Genomic DNA, 24,351 nt, shown 5'->3' with positions numbered 1-24,351 from the left:
TTCAACTATATAATGAATTTTTCTCTGAGTTTCTCGAGCATATACTCAGCCGACTCCTGTGGGTCAAGGTTTACAAGCTGACCCGCCGCCTTCAAGCTCTTTGTAAATGTCTGTGCAACTCTGGTTGGTGAGCCTTTTAATCCGATCTGAGCGTCATCTACTGCAATATCCGCACGGGTAATGGTTTTGACTTCCTTGCTTCTGTATGCGTCAAAAATTCCGCCCGGGGTCATGTAGCGCGGCTGGTTCAATTCGCTTAAAGCAGTAATCAGGCAGGGCATTTTCACCTTGAGAATGTGATATCTGTCTTCATACTGGCGTTTTACGGTAATGGAATCGCCTTCGACTTTGATCTCCTCCGCATAGCTGACATTCGGAATGCCGAGGTGCTCGGCAATCTGGGGGCCAACCTGCGCGGTATCGCCGTCGATGGCCTGACGGCCTGTGATAATCAGGTCGTATGGAAGTGTTTTGACCGCTGCGGCGATCGTAGTGGAGGTTGCCAGAGTGTCGGCGCCGCCGAAAGCCCTGTCTGTTACCAGAATCGCTTCGTCCGCGCCCATCGCAAGCGCTTCGCGCAGAGCGGCATCGGCCTGCGGGGGGCCCATGGACAAAACGGTAACATGCGCGCCCTGATCGTCTTTCAGGCGAAGGGCGGCTTCCAGGCCGGCCTTATCATCGGGATTGATGATGCTGGGCACGCCTTCTCTGATCAGTGTTCCGGTTACCGGGTCCAGCTTCACTTCGTTGGTGTTTGGAACTTGTTTTATGCAAACAACAATATTCAAAGATTGTCACTCCTTTTGGGCTTTTATCGTTATTTAAGTTCGTTCGAGGAAATAACCATGCGCTGAACTTCGCTGGTACCTTCGTAAATCTCGGTGATTTTGGCATCACGCATCATGCGCTCAACTGGATATTCTCTCGTATAACCATAACCGCCATGAAGCTGAACCGCTTTTGTGGTAACCTCCATTGCAACTTCAGCCGCAAACAGCTTTGCCATTGCAGCTTCTTCTGAATAAACCTTCTGGGTATCCTTTGCCATAGCGGCGCGATAGACAAGCATCTGGGCCGCTTTGATCTTTGTTGCCATGTCCGCGATCTGGAACTGTGTGTTCTGGAATTTTGCAATCGGTTTGCCGAACTGCTTTCTTTCCTTTACATACTTGACGGTTTCCTCATAAGCGCCTTCCGCAAGACCCAGAGCTTGGGCAGCGATGCCGATACGGCCGCCGTCGAGTGTGTTCATAGCGATTCCAAAGCCCTTGCCCTCTTTACCGAGCAGGTTTTCCTTCGGAACAATGCAGTTTTCAAAAATGAGCTCACAGGTAGAAGAACCGCGGATACCCATTTTCTTTTCCTTCTTGCCTACGCTGAAGCCCGGGAAATCCTTCTCAACGATGAACGCGGAGATGCCCTTTGTTCCCTTGCTCTTATCGGTCATGGCAATGATGATATAAGTATCGGCATATCCGGCATTTGTGATAAAGATTTTGCTGCCGTTCAGCACATAGTGGTCACCCTCCAGGACAGCTTTCGTCTGTTGCATGGATGCATCAGTACCCGCGTTCGGCTCTGTCAGAGCGAAAGCGCCTAATTTGTCACCCTTTGCGAGCGGAACAAAATACTTTTCAATCTGCTCGGGAGTACCGAATTTTAAAATCGGGGAAGCGCCCAGGGAAGTATGTCCGGACACAACCACGCTGGTCGTGCCGCAAACCTTCGCAATCTCTTCAACGAACATGATATAAGCAAGCGTATCGCAGCCCTGGCCGCCGTATTCCTTCGGGAATGGAATTCCCAAAAAACCATATTTGTGCAGTTTTTCTACTGTTTCTACAGGAAAGCGCTCTTCTTCATCCAGTTCCTGGGCAAGAGGCTTTATTTCATTTTCAGCAAATTCTTTGTACAGCGTACGGAGCATCTCATGCTCCTTGCTAAGTACGAAATCCATACTCGTTCCTCCAAAATCTATAATTTGCAGCAATCAGCAATCTTTATTTTGTATAATCGTAAAAACCCTTACCGGTTTTTCTGCCCAGCAATCCGCCGCGGACCATTTTTCTGAGTAAGGGGTGAGGACGGTATTTGCTGTCGCCCGTTTCGGACTGAAGCACTTCCATAACAGCAAGAACGACATCCAGACCGATCAGATCGCCCAAAGCCAGCGGGCCCATCGGATGATTGGCGCCCAGCTTCATTGCCGTATCGATATCTTCAGCGGAAGCGGTGCCGTCGGCATAGATTCCAACCGCTTCATTGATCATGGGAACAAGGATTCTGTTGACAACGAAACCGGCAGCTTCCTTGACCTGTACAGGAGTTTTACCGATTTCAACGGCGATAGCCTTGATTTTTTCGACCGTCTCGTCCGGAGTCGTGATGCCGGCGATCACTTCGACCAGCTTCATAACCGGAGCGGGGTTAAAGAAATGCATGCCAACAACCGCTCTGTCGAGCCCGTTGGAAATTTCGGTAATGGAGAGAGAAGACGTATTGGTGGCAAAAATCGCATCGGGCTTGCAGATGCCCTGCAGCGCCTTGAACAGTTCCTTCTTCAGATCCATTCTTTCAAGAGCGGCTTCAACAACCAAGTCACAGTCGGCGACAATTTCTCTTGTCCCGGTTGTGATTTTAGCGAGGACTTCGTCCGCTTTTGCCTGATCCAACTTTCCTTTGGCAACAAGCTTCTCAAAGCCCTTGGCGATTTTCTTTTTTCCGCCGGCGGCAAACTCTTCGTTAATATCGCAAAGCTTAACCGTATATCCGTCGGTCTGAGCAAACGCCTGAGCAATTCCGGAACCCATGGTGCCCGCGCCAATAATACCAACTTTCATTTTAATTCCTCCTAAATTAATTTATAGAAATTATTTGTTTACGAAAGGATCCGGTTTGCGCTTTTCACAGAAAGCCGCCATAGCGTTTTTCTGATCTTCCGTTTCAAAGCAGGTGCCGAACTGAGCAGCCTCAATGGCAATTCCGGAATCGATGTCGACCTGGATCCCGTCATTGACCGCTTTTTTGGTGGCACGCACAGCAATCGGAGCGTTGCCCGCGATTCTTCCGGCAAGCTTCAGGCATTCCTCCATCAGCTGCTCCGCCGGATAAACCGCGTTGACAAGGCCCAGCCTCAGCGCTTCCTCCGCCTTGACCTTACCGCAGGTGTAGAGCATTTCCTTGGCTTTGCCGATGCCGATGGTACGGGCAAGCCTCTGGGTTCCGCCAAATCCGGCGGTAATGCCGAGGCCCGCTTCGGGCTGTGCAAACACCGCGTTTTCAGCGGCGATGCGGATGTCGCAGCTTAAAGAAAGCTCGCAGCCGCCGCCAAGGGCAAACCCGTTTACCGCGGCGATCACCGGGATCGGGAAGGTTTCGATTTTTCTGAAAACAGCGTTGCCCTTTGCGCTGAAGGCTTCCGCCTCCGCCCGTGTTTTGCTGCTCATTTCGGCGATATCCGCGCCGGCGACAAAGGACTTCTGTCCGGCGCCGGTAATGATCAGACATCTGGTAGTATCGATGGAAACGCTGTCCAGCACAGCCTCAAGGTCGGTCAGGACTTCGCTGTTCAGGGCATTCAGCGCCTTTTCACGGTCAATGGTAATAATCCCGACAAAATCCTTTTGCTCGTATTTTACGTAACTCATCAGTCAATACCCTTCTTTCTGCAGTCTGCAGTTAATTATTCGTCATCGCCCATTTTTACGATTGTGGAAACGCCCATTCCGCCGCCTACGCAGAGTGTGGCAAGGCCGTACTTGGATTTTCTGCGCTGCATTTCATAGAGAAGGGTAACAAGGATTCTGCATCCGGAACATCCGACCGGGTGGCCCAGCGCGATAGCGCCGCCGTTTACGTTGACTTTGGACTGGTCGAATTTCAAATCGTGCGCAACGGCAAGAGTCTGGGAAGCAAACGCTTCGTTTGCTTCAATCAGATCCATATCGTCCACTGTCATGCCCGTCTTCTCCATGACCTTGCGGGTGCTGTAGATCGGGCCGAGACCCATGACGGAAGGATCCACACCGGCGGAAGCACCGGCAACCCAAGTGGCCATCGGTTTTACGCCGAGTTCTTTTGCTTTTTCTTCGCTCATCAGAACGATGGCGGCAGCGCCGTCGTTGATACCGGAAGCGTTCGCGGCGGTAACGGTGCCGTCCTTCTTAAATGCCGGCTTCAGCTTGGAAATACCTTCCGCTGTAACGCCCGCACGGGGGCCTTCGTCCTTTGCAAACAGAACGGTTTCTTTTTTAACTTTCACCGGTACGGGAACGATTTCTTCGTCAAATTTGCCTTCCGCCTGTGCCTTTTCGCACTTCTGCTGGCTGAACGCGGCAAACTCGTCCTGCATTTCACGGGTAATTCCATACTGCTCCGCGACATTTTCAGCAGTGATTCCCATGTGGTAGTGGTTGAAGGTATCTTCCAGACCGTCGTGGATCATGGAATCGAGCAGCTCGCCGTTGTTCATGCGATAGCCGAAACGGGCATTCTTCAGAAGATACGGTGCACCGGACATGCTTTCCATACCGCCGGCTACGATGATGTCGGCTTCGCCGGATTCAATCAGCGCGGCGGCAACGTTGACGGTTTTCAAAGCGGAACCGCAAAGGTTGTTGAGGGTGAACGCCGGAACGGTTACCGGAATGCCTGCGTAAACAGCGGACTGACGGGCGACGTTCTGGCCAAGACCGGCCTGATACACACAACCCATAATGACTTCGTCAACCTGCTCCGGTGCTACGTTTGCACGTTTCAAAGCCTCTTTAATGACGATGGTACCGAGGGTCGGGGTCGGGACGTTGGAAAGTGCGCCGCCCATCTTGCCGATGGCTGTACGGCACGCCCCTGCTAAAACAACTTTTCTTGACATAAAAATTTTCCTCCATTCATGTTTTTGCAATTCGTCCAATTGCGAAGCATCATGTTCTTCAATTTGCTATATTTTACTGAACGCGGGTATGTGTTAAATATATCACAATATCCTTCGGTTTGCAATACAATTAAAATGAATATCTCAAAAAGTGTTACAAAATTATCGAAAATTGTTACATAAATAGAATCGGAGTATTAAAAAAACCAGTAAAATTCTATAAGAAAGCCAAAAAAACCGGCTCTGTGAGCCGGAATTCTTTTAAGATTATGAAGGATGATGTCAGGATCGCTGCATATTTACAAAAATCCACATCCAATCTTTGCTCCTTATCAGCATAAAAAAATCTCTGATTCACCGAACACAATCAAGAAAATCCTTCATAAAAGCCTCCACTTCCGACTTTGGCGTAGCCCAGGAAGTAACCAGACGAATCGCTGAAGCGGATGCATCGATCTTTGCCCAAAATTCAAAGCCGTACTTTTTCCTGAGCTTTTCAATCAAAGGATCCGGAAGAATCGGGAAAATCTGATTGGTCGGAGAAGGAGACAAAAATGGAAATCCCGCTCGGGCAATCTCACTCCGAAGGAAAGCCGCCATTTCGTTTGCGTGCTTTGCCAGATCAAAGTATAAATTATCCCGGAACAGTTCTTCAAACTGGACGCCCAGGACCATCCCCTTGGCGGCAATGGCTCCCCTCTGCTTCTGCATATAGCGGAAATCTTCTTTCAGCTCCGGGTTGCAGATTACAAGCGCTTCTCCCAGTAAAGCGCCGTTTTTGGTACCCCCGATATAAAACGCGTCCGTAAGATCGGCCAGATCCCGCAGGGTCAGGTCATTTTCGCTGCAGGTGAGCGCCGAGGCCAGCCGTGCGCCGTCCAGATACAAATAAAGCTGATTGGCTCTGCAGAATTCGCTTAACGCGGAAAGGGAAGCCTTGGTGTAAACCGTTCCGATTTCGGTTGAATCGGATATATAAATTAGCTTCGGGCGGACCATATGCTCATCCGTATGTCCGTCCAGTACCTCCCGAACCATTTCGGGAGTGAGCGTTCCATCCTCCGTATATACCGTCAATACTTTATGTCCCGTAGCCTCTATGGCCCCGGTTTCATGCACATTGATATGCCCTGTTTCGGCGGCCACGGCGGCCTGATAAGGACGTAAAAACGCTGAAATCGCCGTCAGGTTCGTCTGGGTCCCGCCTTCCAGAAAATGCACCGCGACATCGCAGCGTCCAATGCGCTGCCGGATCAGTTCAGCCGCGTGCAGGCTGTGGCGGTCATTTCCGTATACGGCGTTCTGCTCCCGGCTTGCTTTTTCGAGCGCCTCCAAAATCCTCGGGTGGGCTCCTTCACTGTAATCATTATGAAAACTGTACATTTTTACTCCTCCGCCATCAATGATGGTTTTCTATAAAACATTTGATTTCCGGCTGTAATCCCCGAACGGTGCCCTGTACAAGCTCTTTGGAGCCTCCGCCCCTTCCGTTGAAAGCCTGATTCAGTTTCTTTCCAAACGCACGGACATCTTTCTTTTCGCTGCCCACTGCATACTGATATCCGGCAGCGTCATCCCCCGAAAGGACGGCGGCAACGCCGGAACAGCGGCCGCACAGCAGCAGGCAAAAGATACGAAGATCCGCCGGTGCAAGATCCGGCTCAAACAAACAGATATTTTCCGTCCCTTCCGGCACCTGATCGCATTGGAAAGCAAAAATCTGATTTTTCAGGGAAGTCAGCTGCTGCTTCAAAGCGTTGGTTTCTTCCAGCAGATGCTCCACCGCTTCTTTTATTTTATCCGGCTTCGCGGACAGAAGCACCGAAACGGCACCGACGCTGTCTGTTTTTTCATTGTAATCATCCACCGCTTTTTTACCGCATAAGAGGCCGATACGCGTGCCTCCTTTATAACGCTGGGCGGATATCAGCTTAATGATCCCGATCTCCCCGGTTTTTGCGACATGCGTACCGCAGCAGGCACAGACGTCGTATCCGGGGATGGTAACGATGCGCACTTCCCCGGTCAGTTCTTTTTTGCTCCGGTAGGAAAGCGCCGAAAGCGCCTGCGCGTCGGGATAAGACGTTTCAATGGAAACGTTCCGGTAAATCGCTTCGTTCGCCAGGGCTTCCACCAGCGAAAGATCATCCTGGCTGAGCTCTCCGTTAAAGTCGACGGTTACCGCTTTGGACCCCATGCGGAAACCGACGTTGTCGAGACCGAAAAGGCGGTTGACAATTCCCGAAACGATATGTTCCCCCGAATGCTGCTGCATCAGCGCAAACCGGTGAGGCCAGTTGATTCCGCCCGTTACCGCAGAGCCCGCCGGAAGCGGCCTGTCCGTCGTATGGACGATCCAGCCGTCCTGCTCGTGCACATCCAGAACATTGACCGTGTTCAGCACCCCGATATCCGCGGGCTGTCCCCCTCCCTCCGGATAAAACAGCGTTCTGTCCAGCACAACGCCGTAATGTTCTCCCCGCTTTTCACAACGGAGAACCTTTGCACGGAAGGTTCTGAAATACATATTTTGATAATATAATTTTTCCGTTCCCTGATTCATTCCATTTCCAGCTTTCCTAAAAACTTCACAGTCATCCATCCCCGCCGGTCCCCGCGCAGCCAGCGGACATAAAACGGCGTTATCATGACCCTTTGCGGTTATTATAGCACAGAATCGAAAAAGGGCCAACAGCTTATGCTGAGGCCCTGACAAAATGAATTCCGAAGTTCAAAACAAATCCTAATCCATCGTTTTAATCGTTCAGAGAGTTCTGAGAATTGACTGAAACAAAACGGTCTCTCCAGACACACCACCCGGTTACGGCGGCAATCACAATGACTCCGCCCAGAAGAGCGAATTTTCCGGGCTGCTCTCCGTTAAAAAGAAAGACCCAAAAAGGATTCAGCAGCGGTTCGATCGCGCCGACCAGCGAGCAAGCGAGCGGCGGACAGTCCTTTACCGCAAGCCCATACAGGATATATGGGATGCCAAGCTGTATGACTCCCAGTGCCAAAACGCTGATTACCGCAGTGGAAGAGGCGGGAGTCGGAAAGATAAAAAGCATCGGAACTCCGATCATCGCAGTAAGCAGATGGCCGAAAAGAATACCGCTCATACGCGAATCGTCATCCGTACGCCCGGTAATCACATACATTCCCGCCATAAACAGTCCGGCGAGGATTGCAAGGCAATTGCCCATCAGCTTACCCGCGCCAAGCTTATCAAAGAAAAACAGGGAAATTCCGAACAGCGTTACCACTACGGTAATCAGATCCGCCCTGTGGAAATGCTGATGGAAAACCAGCGCGGAAATAATCAAAATGAAGACAGGCGCGGTAAACTGCAGCACAATGGCGTTGGCGGCCGTGGTCATCTTATTGGAGGAAACGAAGGCAAAAAACGTTGCCGCAATACAGACGCCGCTCTGAAGGGAGGACAAATTCAGCTTGACCCGGCGCCCGGTCATACGCATAAATAGTAATACCACGACTGCCGCGATCAGGCTGCGAAATCCCGCGATCACCATTGCGTTCCACGGAACCAATTTAATAAAAATACCGGCAATGCTCCACAGACAGGCACAGATGGCCATGAGCCCGATGGAACGCCTTTGGGAAGAAGATGAAGCCATTCTACATATCCTCTTAATATCTGAATTTTCTCAGTCAGCGCGTCGGGCAAGCCCCCGCGCCTAACACACACCACAATATAATACTTGAACTGCAATAAAATTGCAATAAAAACCGACAAAAATTACGATACCCAATTTGTCACTTTAAAAGGCTTTATCATGAAAAATATCAAAATGCACAATATTAAGATGGAAAAATCGTCTGTTTCAATATGTATTTATATGGTTCATCGTGATATAATGCGAAAGAAATGAACATTTTATTAACAAGGAGTTGGTACAATGCAATCCACCGTCACATTTTTCCTATTGATTTCCATCGTGGTCTCAGCACTCTCCTTTCTCTTCGCAGGCTGGCTGTATCAATGGGTCAAGAAACGCCCGTCTTCCAACAAACGTATTGCGGAAGTCGGCACTCTGATTAGAAATGGAGCAAATACATTTTTAAGCAAAGAGTATACGGTTCTTGCGAAATTCGCCGGTATTGCGGCAATCCTTATCCTTATATTTCTGCCAACGCCAATTTGGAGAGGGAATCCTCTTGACAATCTGGTAATGGCTCTGGCGTATGTGTTCGGCACTGTTTTTTCCGCAATCGCAGGCGTTATCGGTATCAGAATCGCCACGATTGCAAATGTGAAAACAGCGGAAGCGGCGCAAAACGGCATTAAACCGTCCTTCATGTCAGGGTTCCGCGGCGGCGCGGTCATGGGCATGGCCGTTGTGGGAAGCACCCTGCTCGGCGTCACGCTGGTAATGCTGATCACAAATAATACGACCGCCCTGCTTGGCTTCAGCTTCGGCGCCAGCTCTCTGGCCCTGTTTGCGAAAGCCGGAGGCGGTATTTTCACAAAAACAGCCGATATCAGCGCCGACCTGGTCGGCAAGGTTGAGCTCGGCATTCCGGAAGACGACCCCAGGAACCCCGCGGTTATTGCGGATAATGTAGGCGACAATGTGGGCGACGTTGCCGGTATGGGCGCCGACCTGTTTGATTCCAACGTTGCTTCCATGGCGGCGGCGCTTGTCATTGCAGCCTCTCTTGACAAAGCGTCCGGCGGGACCGTAAACACAAGCACGGTATTCTGCTACGCGGCCATCGGTTTGCTGGCGTCGATCATTGGCGTTGCGACCGCCAGAATGGGCAAACACGGCAACCCGACAAAGGCGCTGAACAGCAGCACCTATGTGACGACGGCGCTGTTTGGCGTTTTGACGGCGCTCGCCACCTGGATATTCAACTTCCAATGGCGTATTTGGGGCGCGAGCGCGGTCGGCCTTCTGGTCGGCGTCATTATCGGGATCGCAAGCGACTATTTTACAGACGACACGAAGAAGCCCGTACATAATGTAGCCAAAGCATCCGAAACCGGTCCGGCGTTTACCATCCTGTCCGGTATTTCTTACGGATTCCTCAGCACCTTGCCCGCCATGATCGGCATTGCGATTTCCGCTCTGGCGGCCTACAAGCTCTGTGACCCGATCGGCCCCGGATATGCCATGTACGGCATTTCGATGGCGGCGGTCGGCATGCTTTCCATAGTCGGCATGATTATCTCCAACGACGCTTACGGGCCCATTGTGGATAATGCGCGCGGACTTGCGGAAATGGGCGACCTGGGCGACGACGTTCTGGAAATTACGGATTCGCTTGACAGCGCAGGAAATACCGTTAAAGCGGTTACAAAGGGATTTGCAATCGGCGCCGCGGGCTTAACCGTTATTGCCCTGCTCGGCGCATTTATCAGCCAGGTAAATGACTCTGCGGCGCTGCTTGGGTTAGAGGGAATTTCCGGCTTCGATATCATGAACCCCATCGTTTTCTTCGGGCTGCTCATCGGCGCCTCCATCCCCGCGGTATTCTCCGCAATGCTCATGCTTGGCGTGGACCGGAACGCCCAGAGAATGGTTTCCGAAATCCATCGCCAGTTCCGGGAAATCCTCGGCCTGAAGGAAGGCAAAGAGGGCGTTGTTCCCGAATACGACAAATGTATTGAGATTGCCACCTTCGGCGCTTTGAAGGAATTGATTCCGGCCGGACTTGTCACGATCATCATCACCGTGCTGGTCGGATTTATCGGCGGCGTCCAGGCCATCGGCGGATACCTCGGCGGCAATATTATCAGCGGTCTGCTTCTGGCGCTGTTCATGAGCAACGCCGGCGGACTTTGGGATAATTCCAAAAAATTCATAGAGTCCGGCAACAACGGCGGCAAGGGTTCTGACGCACATAAGGCGGCGGTAGTCGGCGATACGGTTGGCGATCCTTTCAAGGACACCGCGGGCCCCTCGATCAACACGCAGATTACCGTGGTTTCCCTCGTTGCTTCCCTGATGTCCACTCTGTTCCTGACTTTATCCATCTTCCATTAATCAATTATTGATCGCATGCCTATAAAGGGGCTCCCGGCTGAAAACAGCCGGGAGCCCCTTTTGCAGTAAGAAAACTTATTTTTCCGTTCCGATAAAGAACAGAGCGGCAATACCGCAACCGGTGTGGGTTCCAATCACGGGACCCATATCGCTGATGATGATCTCCTTTACGGAGAATTTTTCCTGAACAAGGGATTTCAGAAATTCAGCCGCTTCCATATCATCTCCATGGCCGATAAAAACGGTCTGGTCCTCCGGATGGACACAGGTTTTGATCATATGGTCAACCAACGCTTCCAAAGACTTCTTACGCCCTCTCACATTGGCAACAGGAAGCAATTTCCCCTCCTTGTCCACATGAAGCACGGGCTTGATTCCCAGCGCCGTTCCTACTACGGCGGATACCGCAGAAACCCTTCCTCCGCGTTTCAGATGGTTCAGGTCGTCGACCGTAAACCAGTGACACATATGATCACGGTTTATTTCTGCCCATTGCGCCAGTTCCTCCAGGCCAAGGCCCTCCCGCTTTTTCCGGGCAGCGTAATAAACAAGCATTCCTTCTCCCACCGAGGCGGCTTTGGAATCGATGCAGATAATTTTTCTGCCCGGGTACCGCTCCATCAGATCGTCCGCCGAAATCCGGGACGCCTGATAGGTACCGCTTAAATTAGACGAAAACGCGATATACAAAATGTCCTTCCCCTGTTCGAGAATCGGGCAGAAGTATTTTTCATAGGTAATGCTGTTGATTTGGGAAGTGACGGACATCTCCCCGTTTTTCGTTCTCTCATAAAAGGTGTGAAAGCTCATTTCCCGTGCGTCGGGGAAATGCCGATACACTTTTCCGCTCATCGTAAATTCCATCGGGATAACAACGATTTCAAGCTGCTCCGTCAAAGCAGCCGGAAGGTCGCAGGTGGCATCTGATACAATAACATACTGATTCATACTTGCACTCCTTCTAATTTGCTTTTTCACCACTTCCGGGTTTTATGTGCCAACGTTCCTGCAGAATCTCGGAAAAACAGTCTTAACCATCTCTCTTAACATTGTGCTGACAATTCTATCTGCATTTTTTCGAATATGGCAATCGATTTCTTTCGCCCCACTCACACATCATATCTAAGACGGGAATCAAAGACTTTCCTCGTTTTGAAAGAGTGTATTCCACCTTTGGCGGTATTTGTGGGTACTCTGTGCGGATAATCAACTGGTCGGCTTCCATGTCTTTCAATGTACTGCTGAGCGTTTTATAGGTGATCGTACCAATACAGCGCTTCAATTCATTAAACCTCATAATCTGCTTATACTCTGAAAGCCAATACATGATAATCATTTTATATTTGCCGCCTATGATCGACAAAGTATAGCCAAAACCAGTATTTTCAATAACTGCCCCTGTTGGGCTGCAATCTTCAATCGCCATCTCACACTCTCCTTTAGTATAGTATATATCTCAAATGTGCGTACTTGACTTATAATATATATACACTATCCTTATCTTAGTGTCAATCAGAAAAGAAGACCGAACAACAGAAAAACTTCCAGCCGAATTTATTACGTTTGAGAAAGGTCATACAATCGGCCTTTCAGCTACGACATTCCAAACAGCGCAATTCCAGTCAGTCCTCTCAAAGTGCTGAGATTCATCACAGATGAGGATTGTAAATACTGGTGAATAAAGCAAAAAATATACGAAGGGATGAATTGAAAATGGGCAAAAAAATCCTGGTACTTACGGGCAGCCCCAGAAAAGGAGGCAACAGCGATTTAATGGCGGATGCGTTTATGAAAGGAGCGCAGACCGTCGGACATACTGTAACAAAATATGAAGCAGGCCTAAACAAAATCAATGGCTGTAAAGCCTGTAACAGATGTTACTCCAAAGCGGAAGCCTGCGTATTTGAAGACGATTTCAATACATTGGCTCCATTCTTGGAAGAAAGTAATATCCTCGTTCTCGCAACACCCATGTATTGGTTTACCTTTCCGGCACAGCTTAAAGCAGCTTTAGATAAAATGTATGCGCTGCTGATCGGCGGCAGACAGAGCAATATCAAAGAAAGTATTTTACTTGCCTGTGCCGAAACTGAAGAAATGGCTGATTTTGACGGTTTGGTCAGAACCTATGAGCTGATCGCAGCCTATCTGAAATGGACTGACCTTGCTCGTATATTGATTCCGTCCGTCGTGGAAAAAGGAGATATTCTGCAGACGGATGCACTAAAAAGGGTGGAAAGACTTGGATTATCAATAAAGTAAACCAGATTAGTATGTCTCTTTCCGATTGTTCCGGACCCGGTCCGGCGCGAGAGCGATGTTTCCCCCGTCTGCCCATAGCAAAAAACAGCAGTCAAACCTTACCGGTTAAACTGCTGTTTTTGTAAAAATGGTAGAAAAAATTTTTGAACTAAGCCGGAAAAATGAAGCCTGCAATCTTTCAGTTATGCTCCAAATCTCATAAGCTAAAATTATTTTTTACTTTTTGTGTCTAACAGACCATAGAATAAACGCACCCATGGTGGCAATTGCAGCGATGCTGCCGGCTCCAGATATATGAGATCCTGTACCAATAGACTCAGCAAACACACCCAAAATGATGGTTGCCACAAATGCAATGATTTCAAACATAAAGACTACCTCTTCCCCTATTTGTGTTTCACCATTTATCGGCGAATACAAAAATACCACTGCATCCATAATATCACATGCTTTATAAAAAAGAAGACATACATTCCCCTAAACGGAAAAAGTATGTCTTCTTGGTGCGAGGGGGGGGACTTGAACCCCCATGAAATTGCTTTCACATGGACCTGAACCATGCGCGTCTGCCAATTCCGCCACTCTCGCGTGACGACTCAACTATATTATCATATCAGTGCCCATGTGTCAATATCAAAAACGAAGTTTTTAACAGAAAATGTCGTTTTCCATTTAGTAAAGAGTTGACCGATGACGGGCTGATCAAATTCCGCCGCAGGAACCGTTTTTTGTTTTCAATTTTTTGCGAAAGAGATAATAGCGCGGCTGCTCCTCTTCAAAAATCCAACAGCGCAGGTAATCGTCCAGAACAATTCCCACCGCAGAAAGAAAATACCATCCTATACTGGAAGACAGGCAAATCTGCCCGAACAGATTGAACGGCTTTTGCGAGTAATCCCAAACCTCCCAGCCAAAATGGACATTGACAATCATGCCGGTGATAAATTCCAATGCCGTTATCAAAAGCATTCCGATCAGCATCTGTAAAACCAGCGGCGTTTCCCAGGACAGGAAACGGTTGATATATCCCAATCCTAAAAAGCAGACGCCGCCTAAAACAAACATGCTCCAATGGGAGTATCCCCGGTAACAGATTTCCATTATGAGATAAATGTCCCCGCCGATCACAAGCAGAAGGGCATCCTTCAACAAGAAATTCCGAACCTTACACAGCATAACATCACCCCCTTGATTGTATTCCGGAAACGGTTTCCCTATTCCCGGAACAGAAAGAAAAGAATGTTATGCATTACATAACCAAAATGAGCATGAACAGTATAATCGCTTTACAGTTTCGACAGAATCATTCATAATTAAAATAAAATTACAGATGGAGAATCCTGTTTTCTTTTGTATCAAAGCGGCTCAAACAGTGTTGAACAAAATATCTGTATCAAGCAGCAATCAGGAGCCGGCAAATACTTACCATCTGTAAAGTTCTATGGCTTTTCAGATGGTAAGCATTCTTCCTGCTTTTACCAGCAAAATTCATTATGCTTCCTTTTTAATTTTATTCATCTGATCAATTACTTTTCTGGAATAGGGCGTAGAATAAACCCCCTGTTTCCAAAGCTTCTGCGCACCGGCTTCTCCGTTGTTGTAAACCATCAGCGCCTGATTCATGTTGCTGTACTTATTGACGATCCACGAAAGCATGTGGACGCCGGCTTTAATATTCTGCTTGCTGTCCAGCAGATCCGTAACCTGCAGGTCCCGCTCCAAAGATTCCCTGTGACAGATATTAATCTGCATCAGGCCGTAATCATTGGTTTTGCTGATGCTTTTTGAATTATAATGGCTCTCCACACCAATCAGGGCGATTACGAGATCCTCCGGGACATTTTTTGTTTTGCATTCCCTGAAAATAGCATCCTGTATATCTGCATCCAGTGGAATGTCATAATATTTCGATGACTGAATCTGTTCCGTTTTTTCCTGCGGTTTTGGTTCCTGCAGTTCCGTCGTTTTTTCTGCCTTTGACTCGGGCTTTTCTGCCGTAGAATTCTGTTCCTGCCAGCTGGTTTCCTCAGATACCGCCTCGCCGGACGCCTGAGAGGAACTTTGTGAAAGCTGACTTTGTGAGGACGAGCTTTGGGTGACAATATGAGTTTCTACCGGAAGTGTCTGATTATGAAAGGATCGCCCGATACAGAAGATCGCAGCTATCATGCACAGCGCATAAATAGTTTCTATCCTGCAATGTATTTTTTCTGGAGTTTTCATTCTTTCTCCCCCGTTATTTTTAAAGAACCTTTCCTTTGAAATAGTTAGCCGATACGGCAATTGGGAGCTTCCTTTGATTTAGAATCTCCTATTTTGCAATTTTTGACCTTTCTTTCAGAAAATATTCAGAAAACGGCTGAGATGCAAAAATCAGTCCCCCTAACCGCCGTAGCGGCCGGAGGATGAAAAGCTTCTGAAACTCCATATTATAAAGCAATTTTGATGGTTTAAACTCCTATTTTCTGAACCCACATCATAGAATTTAATAAAAAGGAGGGATACCATGCAAAATTTGCTCGCTTGGGAAACCATCGGTTTTATTTTCGTGATGATCTTTGGCACTATTCTGCATTTCCTTTACAATTGGACGGGAAACAACCGGTTGATCGGAATGTTCAGCCCGATCAACGAAAGCGTATGGGAACATTTAAAAATGCTCTTTTTCCCCATGCTGATGTTCAGTATCGTGGAATATTTCGCCGTCGGAAAAGAGTACGGAAATTTTATTACAGCAAAATCGCTCGGCATCCTGCTCGGACTGCTTTTTATCATCGTCTTCTTTTACACTTATGCCGGAATGATCGGAAAAAATTATCTCTGGCTGGACATCCTCACCTTTATTTCAGGGGTGCTGATTGCTTTTCGTTACAGCGGAAGAAAGATTTCCGAATCCTCCAAGTCCGGTACCAAAACAGGCTGGGAAGGCCTGCTGTTCCTTGCGGCGCTTACTCTCAGCTTCTTTGTTTTTACCTTCCGCCCTCCACACATCGGATTGTTTTCCGCCCCGGCTTCAAAAAAATCAAGTAAATAATGGGTATTCAGCAATCATAAAGAAGAGGCTCCTTCTTTGCCTTAAGAAGGAGTCTCTTCATAGACACCCCGAAGAAGCTTGATTTCTGCGGCGTAACCGTCAAGATTGTTCGGCGTCTCCAGATAAAACGGCAAATGCCGTAAAGCGGGATGGTTGATCACGCGGGTGATCGCCTCGAGTCCGATCTTCCCTTCCCCGATTCTGGCGTGACGGTCTTTATGGCTGCCCAGAGGATTGAGGCTGTCGTTCAGATGGATGGCCTTCAGCCGGTCAAGTCCGATGACTTCGTCAAAGTGGTTCAGAACGTCGTCAAGACCGTTTACAATGTCATACCCGGCGTCAAACACATGGCAGGTGTCGAGACAGACACCCATTTGTTCCTTCCGCTCGACCCCGTCCAGAATCAGCCTTAGCTCCTCAAAAGTACGGCCTACCTCCGTGCCTTTTCCGGCCATTGTCTCCAGCAGAACCGTCGTATGCTGCTCCGGCTTCAAAATCGAATTGAGCATTGCGGTAATCCGTTCTATTCCCTTTTCCGCCCCCTGTCCCACATGGCCGCCGGGATGGAAGTTATAAAAATTCCCCGGCAAAAACTCCATCCGGTTAAGGTCGTCCGCCATTGTTTCCATGGCGAAGCTTCTGGTCCTCTCATCAGCCGAACAGGCGTTCAACGTATAGGGAGCATGCGCAAGGATGGGTGCGAACCGGTTTTCTTCCATCAGCTCCAGCAATGCCCGGACATCCTCCGGATTGATTTCTTTTGCTTTACTCCCTCTGGGATTGCGTGTAAAAAACTGAAAGGTATTCGCCTGTATGGTAAGGGCATCCTTTCCCATGGCCAGAAATCCTTTGGATACGGAAAGATGGCAGCCTATTTTCAGCATTTTATTGACTCCTTTCAGGACTTTTCTCTATTTTCCCTTATCCCGCTGCTTTACGGAGAAAACGGAAAATCGAAAGAAACGTCCATGGAAAATATAGCATAAAGCCTGATTTTCCGCAATACATTAGTACCATGAATCAATGAGCGGTTTTCAAAAAAGGATTTTGAGGTGAACCATCATGAGAACACTGCGATTGGGGATGTCCGGGACGGATGTCATGGAAATTCAGGCAATGCTGCAAAAGATCGGCTACAATCCCGGCCCCATTGATGGAATCTTCGGCCAGCAGATGCGCCGGGCAGTCCTGCAATTTCAGCGTGCGTTCGGTCTTACTCAGGACGGCATCATCGGCCCGGCCACCTATAGGGTCATGGAACGATACCTGCTGGGATATGACCTGTACCGGATCAGGCCGGGCGATACCTTCTACAGCATCGCCCGCCGGTACCATACGTCCCTTCCCCTGCTGCTCGGAGCAAATCCCGGTCTTGACGCCGAAAACCTCACGGTCGGCCAGCAGATTGTTGTTCCTTACGGTATGGACGTGGTCGACACCAACATTGACTATACTTATCAGATTTTAGAGCGGGACATTCAGGGACTGAAAGCACGGTACCCTTTTTTAGAGGTTGGTATTGCCGGGCTCAGCGTCCTTGGTAAAAACCTGTATTATTTAAGGCTCGGCTCGGGTCCGAATCAGGTTTTCTATAATGCAGCCCATCACGCTCTGGAGTGGATCACTTCCCCACTGCTGATGAAGTTTACGGAAAATTTCCTATATACCTATACCCTGAACCAAACGCTGGGCGACGGATATAGCCCCAGGGAAATCTGGAACCAGAGCAGTATTTATATCATTCCCATGGTCAACCCCGACGGAGTGGATCTGGTACTGAACGGCCTGCAGCCCGACAACCCTTATTATCAGGACCTGATTGTCTGGAATAACGGCAGTACCGATTTCTCTACGGTATGGCAGGCAAACAACCGCGGCGTGGATTTAAACCATAATTATAACGCCGCGTGGCAGGAGTCAAAGGATGCGGAAGCAGAATACGGCATTACCGGTCCCGGTCCGACAAGATATTCGGGACCATTCCCCGTGTCGGAGCCGGAAACACAGACTGTCGTCAATTTTACGCAGACCCACGATTTCCGGCTGGTGATCGCCTACCACACGCAGGGCAGGGTCATCTACTGGAATTTCATGGATATGGCTCCTCCGGAAGGCAGAACCATTGGAGAGGAATTCGCGGCAATCAGCGGCTACCGGCTGGACCAGACTGCCGGAATTGCCTCTTACGCAGGCTACAAGGACTGGTTTATTCAGGATTACCGCAGGCCCGGCTATACGATTGAAGTCGGTCTGGGCAGAAATCCGATTTCCATTTCGCAGTTTAACACCATTTATCAGGAAAACATCAACGTGCTGCTTCATGCCGCCACCGTATAGAACAATTTCTTATACAAAGCCCGCATAGATAAATCTATGCGGGCTTTCAAAAAATTGGAGCGCCATACCGAACGGCATGACGCTCCAACAATGGAAATTTTTACTTCATGTTCTGCTCGTAGCTTTTAATCATATTTTTGACCATCTGGCCACCGACGGAACCGGCTTCTCTGGAAGTCAAATCGCCGTTATAACCTTGCTTTAAGTTGACGCCGACTTCAGAAGCGGCTTCCATCTTAAACTTGTTCAGAGCTTCTCTTGCTTCAGGAACTACATTCTGTTTACTTGCCATAATCAAAACACTCCTTCAATAATTTTCAATTCTTTTGAATTTTGATTTGTTTTGCGTTTGCTTTCCTATTTTGTGTATGTGGGGTGTTTTTATGAATGTTAATTTTTGCATGTTAAAGTTCATAACCATTTGCGGAATCGATACCGGACAGCAACAGCACGGCGCACACTGCTAAAATACGTGTAGGACTGAGCTTTGGCGGGAATCTGACCGTAAAATCGCGGGGCTCTACCATTTTTCCGTCAAGCGTCATCACACTGCGCTGAAGGCTCAGCGCAGCACTCGTTTCATCGATACCGGCAATGCTGAGCGTATCTTTGGAGCTTGTGCCGCAGGTAATCGCCGCGGCTCCGGTTCCGTTGAGCAATTCTGCCGCGCTTGCATTTTTCATTTCCAGAATGGACAAGAATCCCTCCGGAATCAAAATTTTTTCTGAAGAATGAAAGCTGTTTTTAAACAGAATGATGCCGCTTTCCAGCTCGATTTGCGGCAGTTTTTCACAGTCGTAAAGAAGGAATTTGACTTTGTCGCTTCCAAGGCGCACAAGATGCCGCGTACTGAAATACTGTACTCCACCGTATTTTTCCAGCGCCGGAAGCAAAGCACATGAAACAGATGTGTCGGTTGATTTGCCACACAAAATAATGTTTGTCATTTTACACTCACTCCCGTAAATCAGTACAAACATTATTTGCGTTTGCTCGTAAAGTATGTAGCTAAGAAAAGAATTCATTCATGATTTATTTAAAAATTCATTTAAATAATTCCGAAGTCTTTCAGCCATTTCCGTATTCAGCTGCACATTCAGCGGACAGGTTTCCAAACCGGATTCCTGTCCTGCGGCGTGAACCCAAATGGAGAAATATTCCTGATTAAAGTTAACGTCCATTGCGGTCTTGTTATAGACGCTGATCAGTCTGCCGCACTTTCTGATATCCGTTATTTTCGCCATTTTTGTCCTCCTTTTTCTTACCATCACGATTTCCTTGACGAAACATGGCATGTCGTTTACATAAATCCATTGGAACTATTGTAGCATTCGTGCATTCACAAAACAAGCATATTTCGTGAAATGATTTTTTGCCTATTTTCCGCTTAATTCGTCCAAGGTCCCAAAGGTATACCCGGCGGTTTCCCATTTGGAGAGCAATTCGTCCAATATCGCGGAATTTGTTTTAGAGGTGCTGTGCAGCAGCACGATTGCCCCAGGGTGGATACGGGGAATCAGCTTGTCAAAAGCCTGTTCCTTTGTCGGCTGCTTATCTTGGTACCAGTCCACATAGGCAAGGCTCCAGAAAATCGTTTTATATCCGAGCTCGTTGGCCTGCTTCAGGTTATTTACACTGTATTTTCCCTGTGGGGGGCGATAATATTTCTGCATATCCTGCCCGGTGATTTCCTTGAATTTCGTTTCCACCGCTGAAATTTCCTTTTGAAACGATGTCATATCCGAAATTTTTGACATGTCGGGATGCGTATTGGTGTGGTTTCCGACAATATGGCCTTCCTCAATCATCCGTTTCACGAGATCTGGGCTCGTATTCAAATAATTTCCCACTACAAAAAAAGTTGCTTTTACATTGTGTTTTTTCAGCGCATCCAAAATCGCCGGTGTATACCCATTTTCATACCCAGCATCAAACGTCAGGTAAATCACCTTTTTATCTGCCGCCCCCACATAATAGGCGTTATACTGCTTTAAAAAATCCGCAGAGGCATTTCCTGTAGGCTGCTTGCCGTCCTCCCCAAAACCGAGCCCCCAGTTGGTATTGGCGGCAGCCGTCTGTACAGCGATTTCCTGCTGCTGATGGGTAAGCGTAAGAATGCCTGCCAGCAGAAAAAGAAAGACTGCCATGACAATTTCGATTTGCTTTTTTCTAACGGTTATATACACGGTATTTGTCACCTGCCTTACAGTAAAATATATTATGCCGTCACAGATAATATCAGAAAAATTTTCAGAAAATAAAAAAGTCCCTCCCAACCGCAATACAGGGTTGAGCAGGAACGGATAAGAAAGCTGGGATGATACCATAACAGGAACGAAGCGTAATTCGGTAATATAAAAACAGATTTTTTAAAGATGTGGATATCCGACCGCAAATTTAATACTGAACAAGATTTATTTTCCTTATAAATTGACAAATTTCCTTTTCCAGAACTGTATTCAGCTAAAATATTATCTATATTTCAATAAAACTTCCCCAAAATATATGTTGACATTCATAAAAAAGTGTAATATTCTTTAATCGTAAATAAGAATGATAATCGGGAGTTTTGCGTTATGAAAACAATCGAACCGGAGTAGTATCGTCAGATGGCGGATCTGTCCCCCAAAAAGTAATATTCCTCCATATTGACAACCGGTTGCTTGCAATTGAATTTATGGAGGGCCTTTCATGACCACTCCCTACTGGATTGGTCATTTTTATTATAAATCATCCTATCAAGATTCGAGGTGAAAAAAATTGGACATTCTCAGAAACCTGTTCACATCTGTGCGTTCGCCATAAGAAAGGAGATTCATTATGAAAACGAATGCCCGTTCCGTGGTCATCTGGAAAAAAACCTACGACACCGTTACAAAGGATGAAGGAAAACGTCATGAAGTGAAAACGATTCAATGGTGTCTGCCGAACATTAATTCAAAAAACCTTCTGAAAGCTTTGAATGTCTTTCTGCTCATTCTTTTACTGATCGCCATTCTTACGGACAAAATGAAAGAAGTTGCCCCAATAATGACGTTCATATTGGAGCAACTTCGCTGAAGAAAAAGCACATAAGCCCATACACATTATCCTGCAATGTGTATAAACTCTAATTTTTAAATTAACATAAAATTCATATTCTGTCAATGCTTATTTCACAACAATAATTATATTCCGGCACAAAAGGGTACCGCATGAATCCGCGGTGCCCTTTTTCTATCGATTTCCCTCCTCCAAAAGGCAAGGCGGAATGGATTTTTATCCGTTTTCTTTCACCTGCATTCCGGTATGGTCTATGGTGTAGTTGTCTTTATAGATCAGCTGTGATGCGGGGACGATCTGGTAACCCTGATTCTGCAGTGCTTCTATGATTTTGGGAAGGGCCGCCGGTGTATTTTTCGCACCGTTATGGAACAAAACGATGGAGCCGGGTTTTACCGTGGTGGTCACCCGGGTAACGATATCGTTGGGCGGCGGGTTTTTCCAATCCAGACTGTCCACGTCCCACTGGATACAGTACATATTAAGAGATTTTACGGTTTCAATCACAGCATTGTTATAATCGCCGTAAGGCGCACGGAAAAGCAGCGGACTGGTACCGGTTACATTTTTGATTTTATTGTTGCATTCCGTCACCTGTGCCGCCATTTCCGTCTGCCCGAGTTTCGGCATATGGGGATGCGTATTGGAATGGTTGCAGACCTCATGCCCGGCGGCCGCAAGCGCCTTGACAGATTCGGGATATTTATCCACCCAGGCGCCCACCACAAAAAAGGTCGTCTTGACGTTGTATTTATTCAGGATATCGATCAGCGTCTGTGTCTCTTCATTTCCCCACGCCGCATCGAAGGAGATCGCAATTTTCTTTTCATCTGTTTTTACACAATAAATTGGGATCAGACGCTTACTGGAAGATGCCTTGATTGCCGCTACGCCCTGAAATGCCAGAAATACAGCCAATATGCCGCAAATCAGGCAGCATAAGACCGTCAGTATTCTTTTTCTGGTCAGAATCAAAAATCTCATGAAAATGCCCCCTTGGCACAATTATATGCACCAAGAGGGTTTTCCTATTTTCTTTTTTACCCAGATTCTTAAATTCCTGTTTATTCTTTCAAGCGGCTCCCTGTGTTAAAGTTCTTTTGAATACACGGTGTCTTTCATTTGTTTTTTATTCTCATACATCAGCTTATCCGCACGATTCAGTGTTTCAAATAAATTTTTGTCATTTGGCTCGTATTCCGCGTAGCCGTAGGCGATTTCGATCCGGCTGGGATTTTTTTGGTTGTATTCGTTTAACAGCCTACTGAAATCATGGATACATGCTTTGGTACTGCTGACCAGATCGTTTTCAACAATCACTGCAAATTCATCCCCGCCGATACGGTAGCAGCTTCCATATCCTTCAAAGCTCTGCTGAATCACGTCCGAAGCCGCCAGAATCAGTTCATCCCCGCATTTGTGTCCAAAGTTATCGTTGACCGTCTTTAAATTATTTACATCAAACGCCACAATCGCCACATGGGAACAGTCACGCTGAAGATTTAAAGCTTCCATTTTGATTTCAAAGGCTGTCCGGTTCTTTTTCTGTGTCAGCACGTCAAGATAGGCAAGACGTTTCAGAACGCGGGCTTCCATGCCAAGCTCAATCATCGAAAAATATTGGGAAACCGTATCAATAGAAGGAAGAACGACAAAGAGGAAAAGCCCCGAGCGGCAAAACAGCGCCCCATCCTGATAAACACCCGTGTAATACCGGACCATATCGACCATAAAAAGAATAAACATCAAACCAAGTCCGGTTAAAAAAGGAATTACTTTATGGTCTTTGTACTTCAATAAATTTTCAAGCGCGGTATAAACAGAAAGGACGAGAGCCAACGCCATAATAATATGGGTCAAAAAGACTGTTTCAGGAAAATCCGACAGATTGAATACCTGCAAAAACGTGCAGATCAAAAAATTCGCCACGGCGGCGATACAAAGCAGATCGAACAGCTCCGCGTGGTGTTTCGCATAAACCGTTTTGATGAACAGTAAATAGGGAATGGAACAGAGCATGAGCGAAAAATACATGATATAGCCAAGCGCCAGAACATTTCCGGTTACAAGCTGCAGAACCGACGTTTCCGTCAATGCGGAAACAGAGATGCTGATGGCAAACAGGCTCTGATACAGAAGAGAAAGATTGTTTTTCATCCTTGTCCGGGCAATAAAATACAGCATCAACAGCAGAACTCCAAAAATCAGGACCAGAGAACTAATCATCGTGCTGAGAAAAAATTTCTGCATCAAATAGATAATATTCGCACTTCTCGTCCCGATGGTAATTGCATTGAATGTAGATGCATATTTCGTATAAGGAGAACAGATTTCAATGGTAACCGTCTTTCCTGCCGAGCCTTCCGGCAGAGGAACAATATGCCACGCCGTACATGCCGGGGATTTTCCAAACAGGAGATGCGTTTGATACCCAAACTCATCAATTAATTTGTCTCCTACAAAGACACGCATCCTCGCATGATAGGTCGGAAAGGAGAGCGTCATTTCACTGCCGAGATCAGAAGGAAGCTTGTTGGAAATAGAATCGGCCCTGTTTTTTTCAGCTCCCGGTACGGAGTGCACCGGCAAATCGATCTTCAGACTGCTCCCATCACTGCCTGTAAACAGCCATCCCGTGTTAAAATCGGTTACTTCTCCCCCATCCAGCCTGATTTGTTCCACTTGAAAAGTGATATAAATAAAGGCGATGACCACCGCAGACAAACTTACAAGAAAGAACTGAACATACAGCATTTTGGGTCTGCTCAAACGGTTCACCGCCTTTTTATTTTACA

Annotated in this window: 25 protein-coding genes and 1 tRNA gene; 5 read left to right on the top strand and 21 right to left on the bottom strand. The window is 47.5% G+C overall.

From position 1 onward, the window contains the following. Window positions 1-5: 5 nt before the first annotated feature. From ACRQV7_RS07705 to ACRQV7_RS07670, 8 genes are all read right to left on the bottom strand, one after another. Window positions 6-788 (bottom strand): electron transfer flavoprotein subunit beta/FixA family protein, encoded by a 783-nt coding sequence (locus ACRQV7_RS07705; RefSeq protein WP_444660122.1) that lies wholly within the window; start codon window positions 786-788, stop codon window positions 6-8. Between the two features lie 29 nt (window positions 789-817). Further along, window positions 818-1,957, bottom strand: a complete 1,140-nt coding sequence (locus tag ACRQV7_RS07700; protein WP_444660120.1) for an acyl-CoA dehydrogenase — start codon at window positions 1,955-1,957, stop codon at window positions 818-820. Between the two features lie 43 nt (window positions 1,958-2,000). Further along, the gene (locus tag ACRQV7_RS07695) at window positions 2,001-2,840 is read right to left on the bottom strand and encodes a 3-hydroxyacyl-CoA dehydrogenase NAD-binding domain-containing protein (RefSeq protein WP_444660118.1); all 840 of its coding nucleotides are present in this window, start codon (window positions 2,838-2,840) and stop codon (window positions 2,001-2,003) included. 30 nt (window positions 2,841-2,870) lie between these two features. Then, the gene (locus ACRQV7_RS07690; protein WP_444660116.1) at window positions 2,871-3,647 is read right to left on the bottom strand and encodes an enoyl-CoA hydratase-related protein; all 777 of its coding nucleotides are present in this window, start codon (window positions 3,645-3,647) and stop codon (window positions 2,871-2,873) included. A gap of 35 nt (window positions 3,648-3,682) precedes the next feature. After that, entirely contained in the window at window positions 3,683-4,873 is a 1,191-nt protein-coding gene (locus tag ACRQV7_RS07685; RefSeq protein WP_444660114.1) for an acetyl-CoA C-acetyltransferase, read from the bottom strand. 354 nt (window positions 4,874-5,227) lie between these two features. Beyond that, window positions 5,228-6,256, bottom strand: a complete 1,029-nt coding sequence (locus ACRQV7_RS07680) for a threonine aldolase family protein (protein WP_444660112.1) — start codon at window positions 6,254-6,256, stop codon at window positions 5,228-5,230. A 16-nt stretch (window positions 6,257-6,272) separates the two neighbouring features. Beyond that, window positions 6,273-7,436 (bottom strand): alanyl-tRNA editing protein, encoded by a 1,164-nt coding sequence (locus ACRQV7_RS07675; protein ID WP_444660110.1) that lies wholly within the window; start codon window positions 7,434-7,436, stop codon window positions 6,273-6,275. Window positions 7,437-7,629: 193 nt separating this feature from the next. Continuing rightward, entirely contained in the window at window positions 7,630-8,508 is an 879-nt protein-coding gene (locus ACRQV7_RS07670; protein ID WP_444660108.1) for a DMT family transporter, read from the bottom strand. A gap of 282 nt (window positions 8,509-8,790) precedes the next feature. Here ACRQV7_RS07670 and ACRQV7_RS07665 point away from each other — a divergent pair, with 282 nt between their 5' ends. Beyond that, on the top strand, window positions 8,791-10,881 hold the full coding sequence (locus tag ACRQV7_RS07665) for a sodium-translocating pyrophosphatase (RefSeq protein ID WP_444660106.1): 2,091 nt from the start codon (window positions 8,791-8,793) through the stop codon (window positions 10,879-10,881). 75 nt (window positions 10,882-10,956) lie between these two features. On the opposite strand, the gene ACRQV7_RS07660 is transcribed toward ACRQV7_RS07665, so the two are convergent. Next, the gene (locus tag ACRQV7_RS07660; protein ID WP_275715692.1) at window positions 10,957-11,829 is read right to left on the bottom strand and encodes a DegV family protein; all 873 of its coding nucleotides are present in this window, start codon (window positions 11,827-11,829) and stop codon (window positions 10,957-10,959) included. Between the two features lie 115 nt (window positions 11,830-11,944). Then, window positions 11,945-12,307 (bottom strand): winged helix-turn-helix transcriptional regulator, encoded by a 363-nt coding sequence (locus ACRQV7_RS07655; RefSeq protein ID WP_275715690.1) that lies wholly within the window; start codon window positions 12,305-12,307, stop codon window positions 11,945-11,947. A gap of 287 nt (window positions 12,308-12,594) precedes the next feature. Here ACRQV7_RS07655 and ACRQV7_RS07650 point away from each other — a divergent pair, with 287 nt between their 5' ends. After that, window positions 12,595-13,143: a flavodoxin family protein gene (locus ACRQV7_RS07650; protein WP_444660103.1), complete on the top strand. Its 549-nt coding sequence runs from the start codon at window positions 12,595-12,597 to the stop codon at window positions 13,141-13,143. Window positions 13,144-13,359: 216 nt separating this feature from the next. Here the strand turns inward: ACRQV7_RS07650 and ACRQV7_RS07645 are convergent, their stop codons facing one another. From ACRQV7_RS07645 to ACRQV7_RS07630, 4 genes are all read right to left on the bottom strand, one after another. Continuing rightward, complete coding sequence (locus ACRQV7_RS07645; protein WP_444660101.1) at window positions 13,360-13,581, bottom strand: hypothetical protein; 222 nt, start codon at window positions 13,579-13,581, stop codon at window positions 13,360-13,362. Between the two features lie 63 nt (window positions 13,582-13,644). Then, window positions 13,645-13,731, bottom strand: a tRNA-Leu gene (locus ACRQV7_RS07640). 114 nt (window positions 13,732-13,845) lie between these two features. Beyond that, window positions 13,846-14,319 carry a putative ABC transporter permease gene (locus ACRQV7_RS07635; protein ID WP_275715684.1) on the bottom strand — a complete coding sequence of 158 codons (474 nt, stop codon included), beginning with the start codon at window positions 14,317-14,319 and terminating at the stop codon, window positions 13,846-13,848. Between the two features lie 315 nt (window positions 14,320-14,634). After that, window positions 14,635-15,366 carry a transglycosylase SLT domain-containing protein gene (locus ACRQV7_RS07630; RefSeq protein WP_444660098.1) on the bottom strand — a complete coding sequence of 244 codons (732 nt, stop codon included), beginning with the start codon at window positions 15,364-15,366 and terminating at the stop codon, window positions 14,635-14,637. Between the two features lie 283 nt (window positions 15,367-15,649). On the opposite strand from ACRQV7_RS07630, the gene ACRQV7_RS07625 reads away from it, so the two are divergent. Then, on the top strand, window positions 15,650-16,177 hold the full coding sequence (locus ACRQV7_RS07625; protein WP_275715680.1) for a DUF6512 family protein: 528 nt from the start codon (window positions 15,650-15,652) through the stop codon (window positions 16,175-16,177). 41 nt (window positions 16,178-16,218) lie between these two features. Here the strand turns inward: ACRQV7_RS07625 and ACRQV7_RS07620 are convergent, their stop codons facing one another. Next, complete coding sequence (locus ACRQV7_RS07620; RefSeq protein WP_444660096.1) at window positions 16,219-17,061, bottom strand: deoxyribonuclease IV; 843 nt, start codon at window positions 17,059-17,061, stop codon at window positions 16,219-16,221. A gap of 178 nt (window positions 17,062-17,239) precedes the next feature. Here ACRQV7_RS07620 and ACRQV7_RS07615 point away from each other — a divergent pair, with 178 nt between their 5' ends. Continuing rightward, window positions 17,240-18,514: a M14 family metallopeptidase gene (locus tag ACRQV7_RS07615; protein ID WP_444660094.1), complete on the top strand. Its 1,275-nt coding sequence runs from the start codon at window positions 17,240-17,242 to the stop codon at window positions 18,512-18,514. Window positions 18,515-18,614: 100 nt separating this feature from the next. Here ACRQV7_RS07615 and ACRQV7_RS07610 read toward each other — a convergent pair whose 3' ends face one another. The 4 genes from ACRQV7_RS07610 to pdaA all read right to left on the bottom strand — a co-directional run bounded on the left by ACRQV7_RS07610 (window position 18,615) and on the right by pdaA (window position 20,700). Beyond that, window positions 18,615-18,806: an alpha/beta-type small acid-soluble spore protein gene (locus ACRQV7_RS07610; protein ID WP_038324061.1), complete on the bottom strand. Its 192-nt coding sequence runs from the start codon at window positions 18,804-18,806 to the stop codon at window positions 18,615-18,617. A gap of 112 nt (window positions 18,807-18,918) precedes the next feature. Next, the gene (locus ACRQV7_RS07605; protein WP_275715674.1) at window positions 18,919-19,461 is read right to left on the bottom strand and encodes a hypothetical protein; all 543 of its coding nucleotides are present in this window, start codon (window positions 19,459-19,461) and stop codon (window positions 18,919-18,921) included. Between the two features lie 78 nt (window positions 19,462-19,539). Next, window positions 19,540-19,758, bottom strand: a complete 219-nt coding sequence (locus ACRQV7_RS07600) for a hypothetical protein (RefSeq protein WP_275715672.1) — start codon at window positions 19,756-19,758, stop codon at window positions 19,540-19,542. A 132-nt stretch (window positions 19,759-19,890) separates the two neighbouring features. Then, entirely contained in the window at window positions 19,891-20,700 is an 810-nt protein-coding gene (gene pdaA / locus ACRQV7_RS07595) for a delta-lactam-biosynthetic de-N-acetylase (protein ID WP_444660091.1), read from the bottom strand. A 634-nt stretch (window positions 20,701-21,334) separates the two neighbouring features. Between pdaA and ACRQV7_RS07590 the strand changes: the two genes are divergently transcribed. Then, window positions 21,335-21,574: a hypothetical protein gene (locus ACRQV7_RS07590; protein ID WP_444660089.1), complete on the top strand. Its 240-nt coding sequence runs from the start codon at window positions 21,335-21,337 to the stop codon at window positions 21,572-21,574. Window positions 21,575-21,772: 198 nt separating this feature from the next. Here ACRQV7_RS07590 and ACRQV7_RS07585 read toward each other — a convergent pair whose 3' ends face one another. Together ACRQV7_RS07585 and ACRQV7_RS07580 are read right to left on the bottom strand one after the other, a co-directional pair. Next, window positions 21,773-22,540 carry a polysaccharide deacetylase family protein gene (locus ACRQV7_RS07585; RefSeq protein ID WP_444660087.1) on the bottom strand — a complete coding sequence of 256 codons (768 nt, stop codon included), beginning with the start codon at window positions 22,538-22,540 and terminating at the stop codon, window positions 21,773-21,775. Window positions 22,541-22,645: 105 nt separating this feature from the next. Further along, on the bottom strand, window positions 22,646-24,325 hold the full coding sequence (locus tag ACRQV7_RS07580) for a GGDEF domain-containing protein (protein WP_444660085.1): 1,680 nt from the start codon (window positions 24,323-24,325) through the stop codon (window positions 22,646-22,648). Between the last annotated feature and the right edge of the window lie 26 nt (window positions 24,326-24,351).

This window comes from Caproiciproducens lactatisolvens, from assembly GCF_052443335.1.
GTDB lineage: Bacteria > Bacillota > Clostridia > Oscillospirales > Acutalibacteraceae > Caproiciproducens.
Note: the sequence above shows the minus strand (reverse complement) of the source record. Positions and strands in the feature narration are given on the sequence as shown.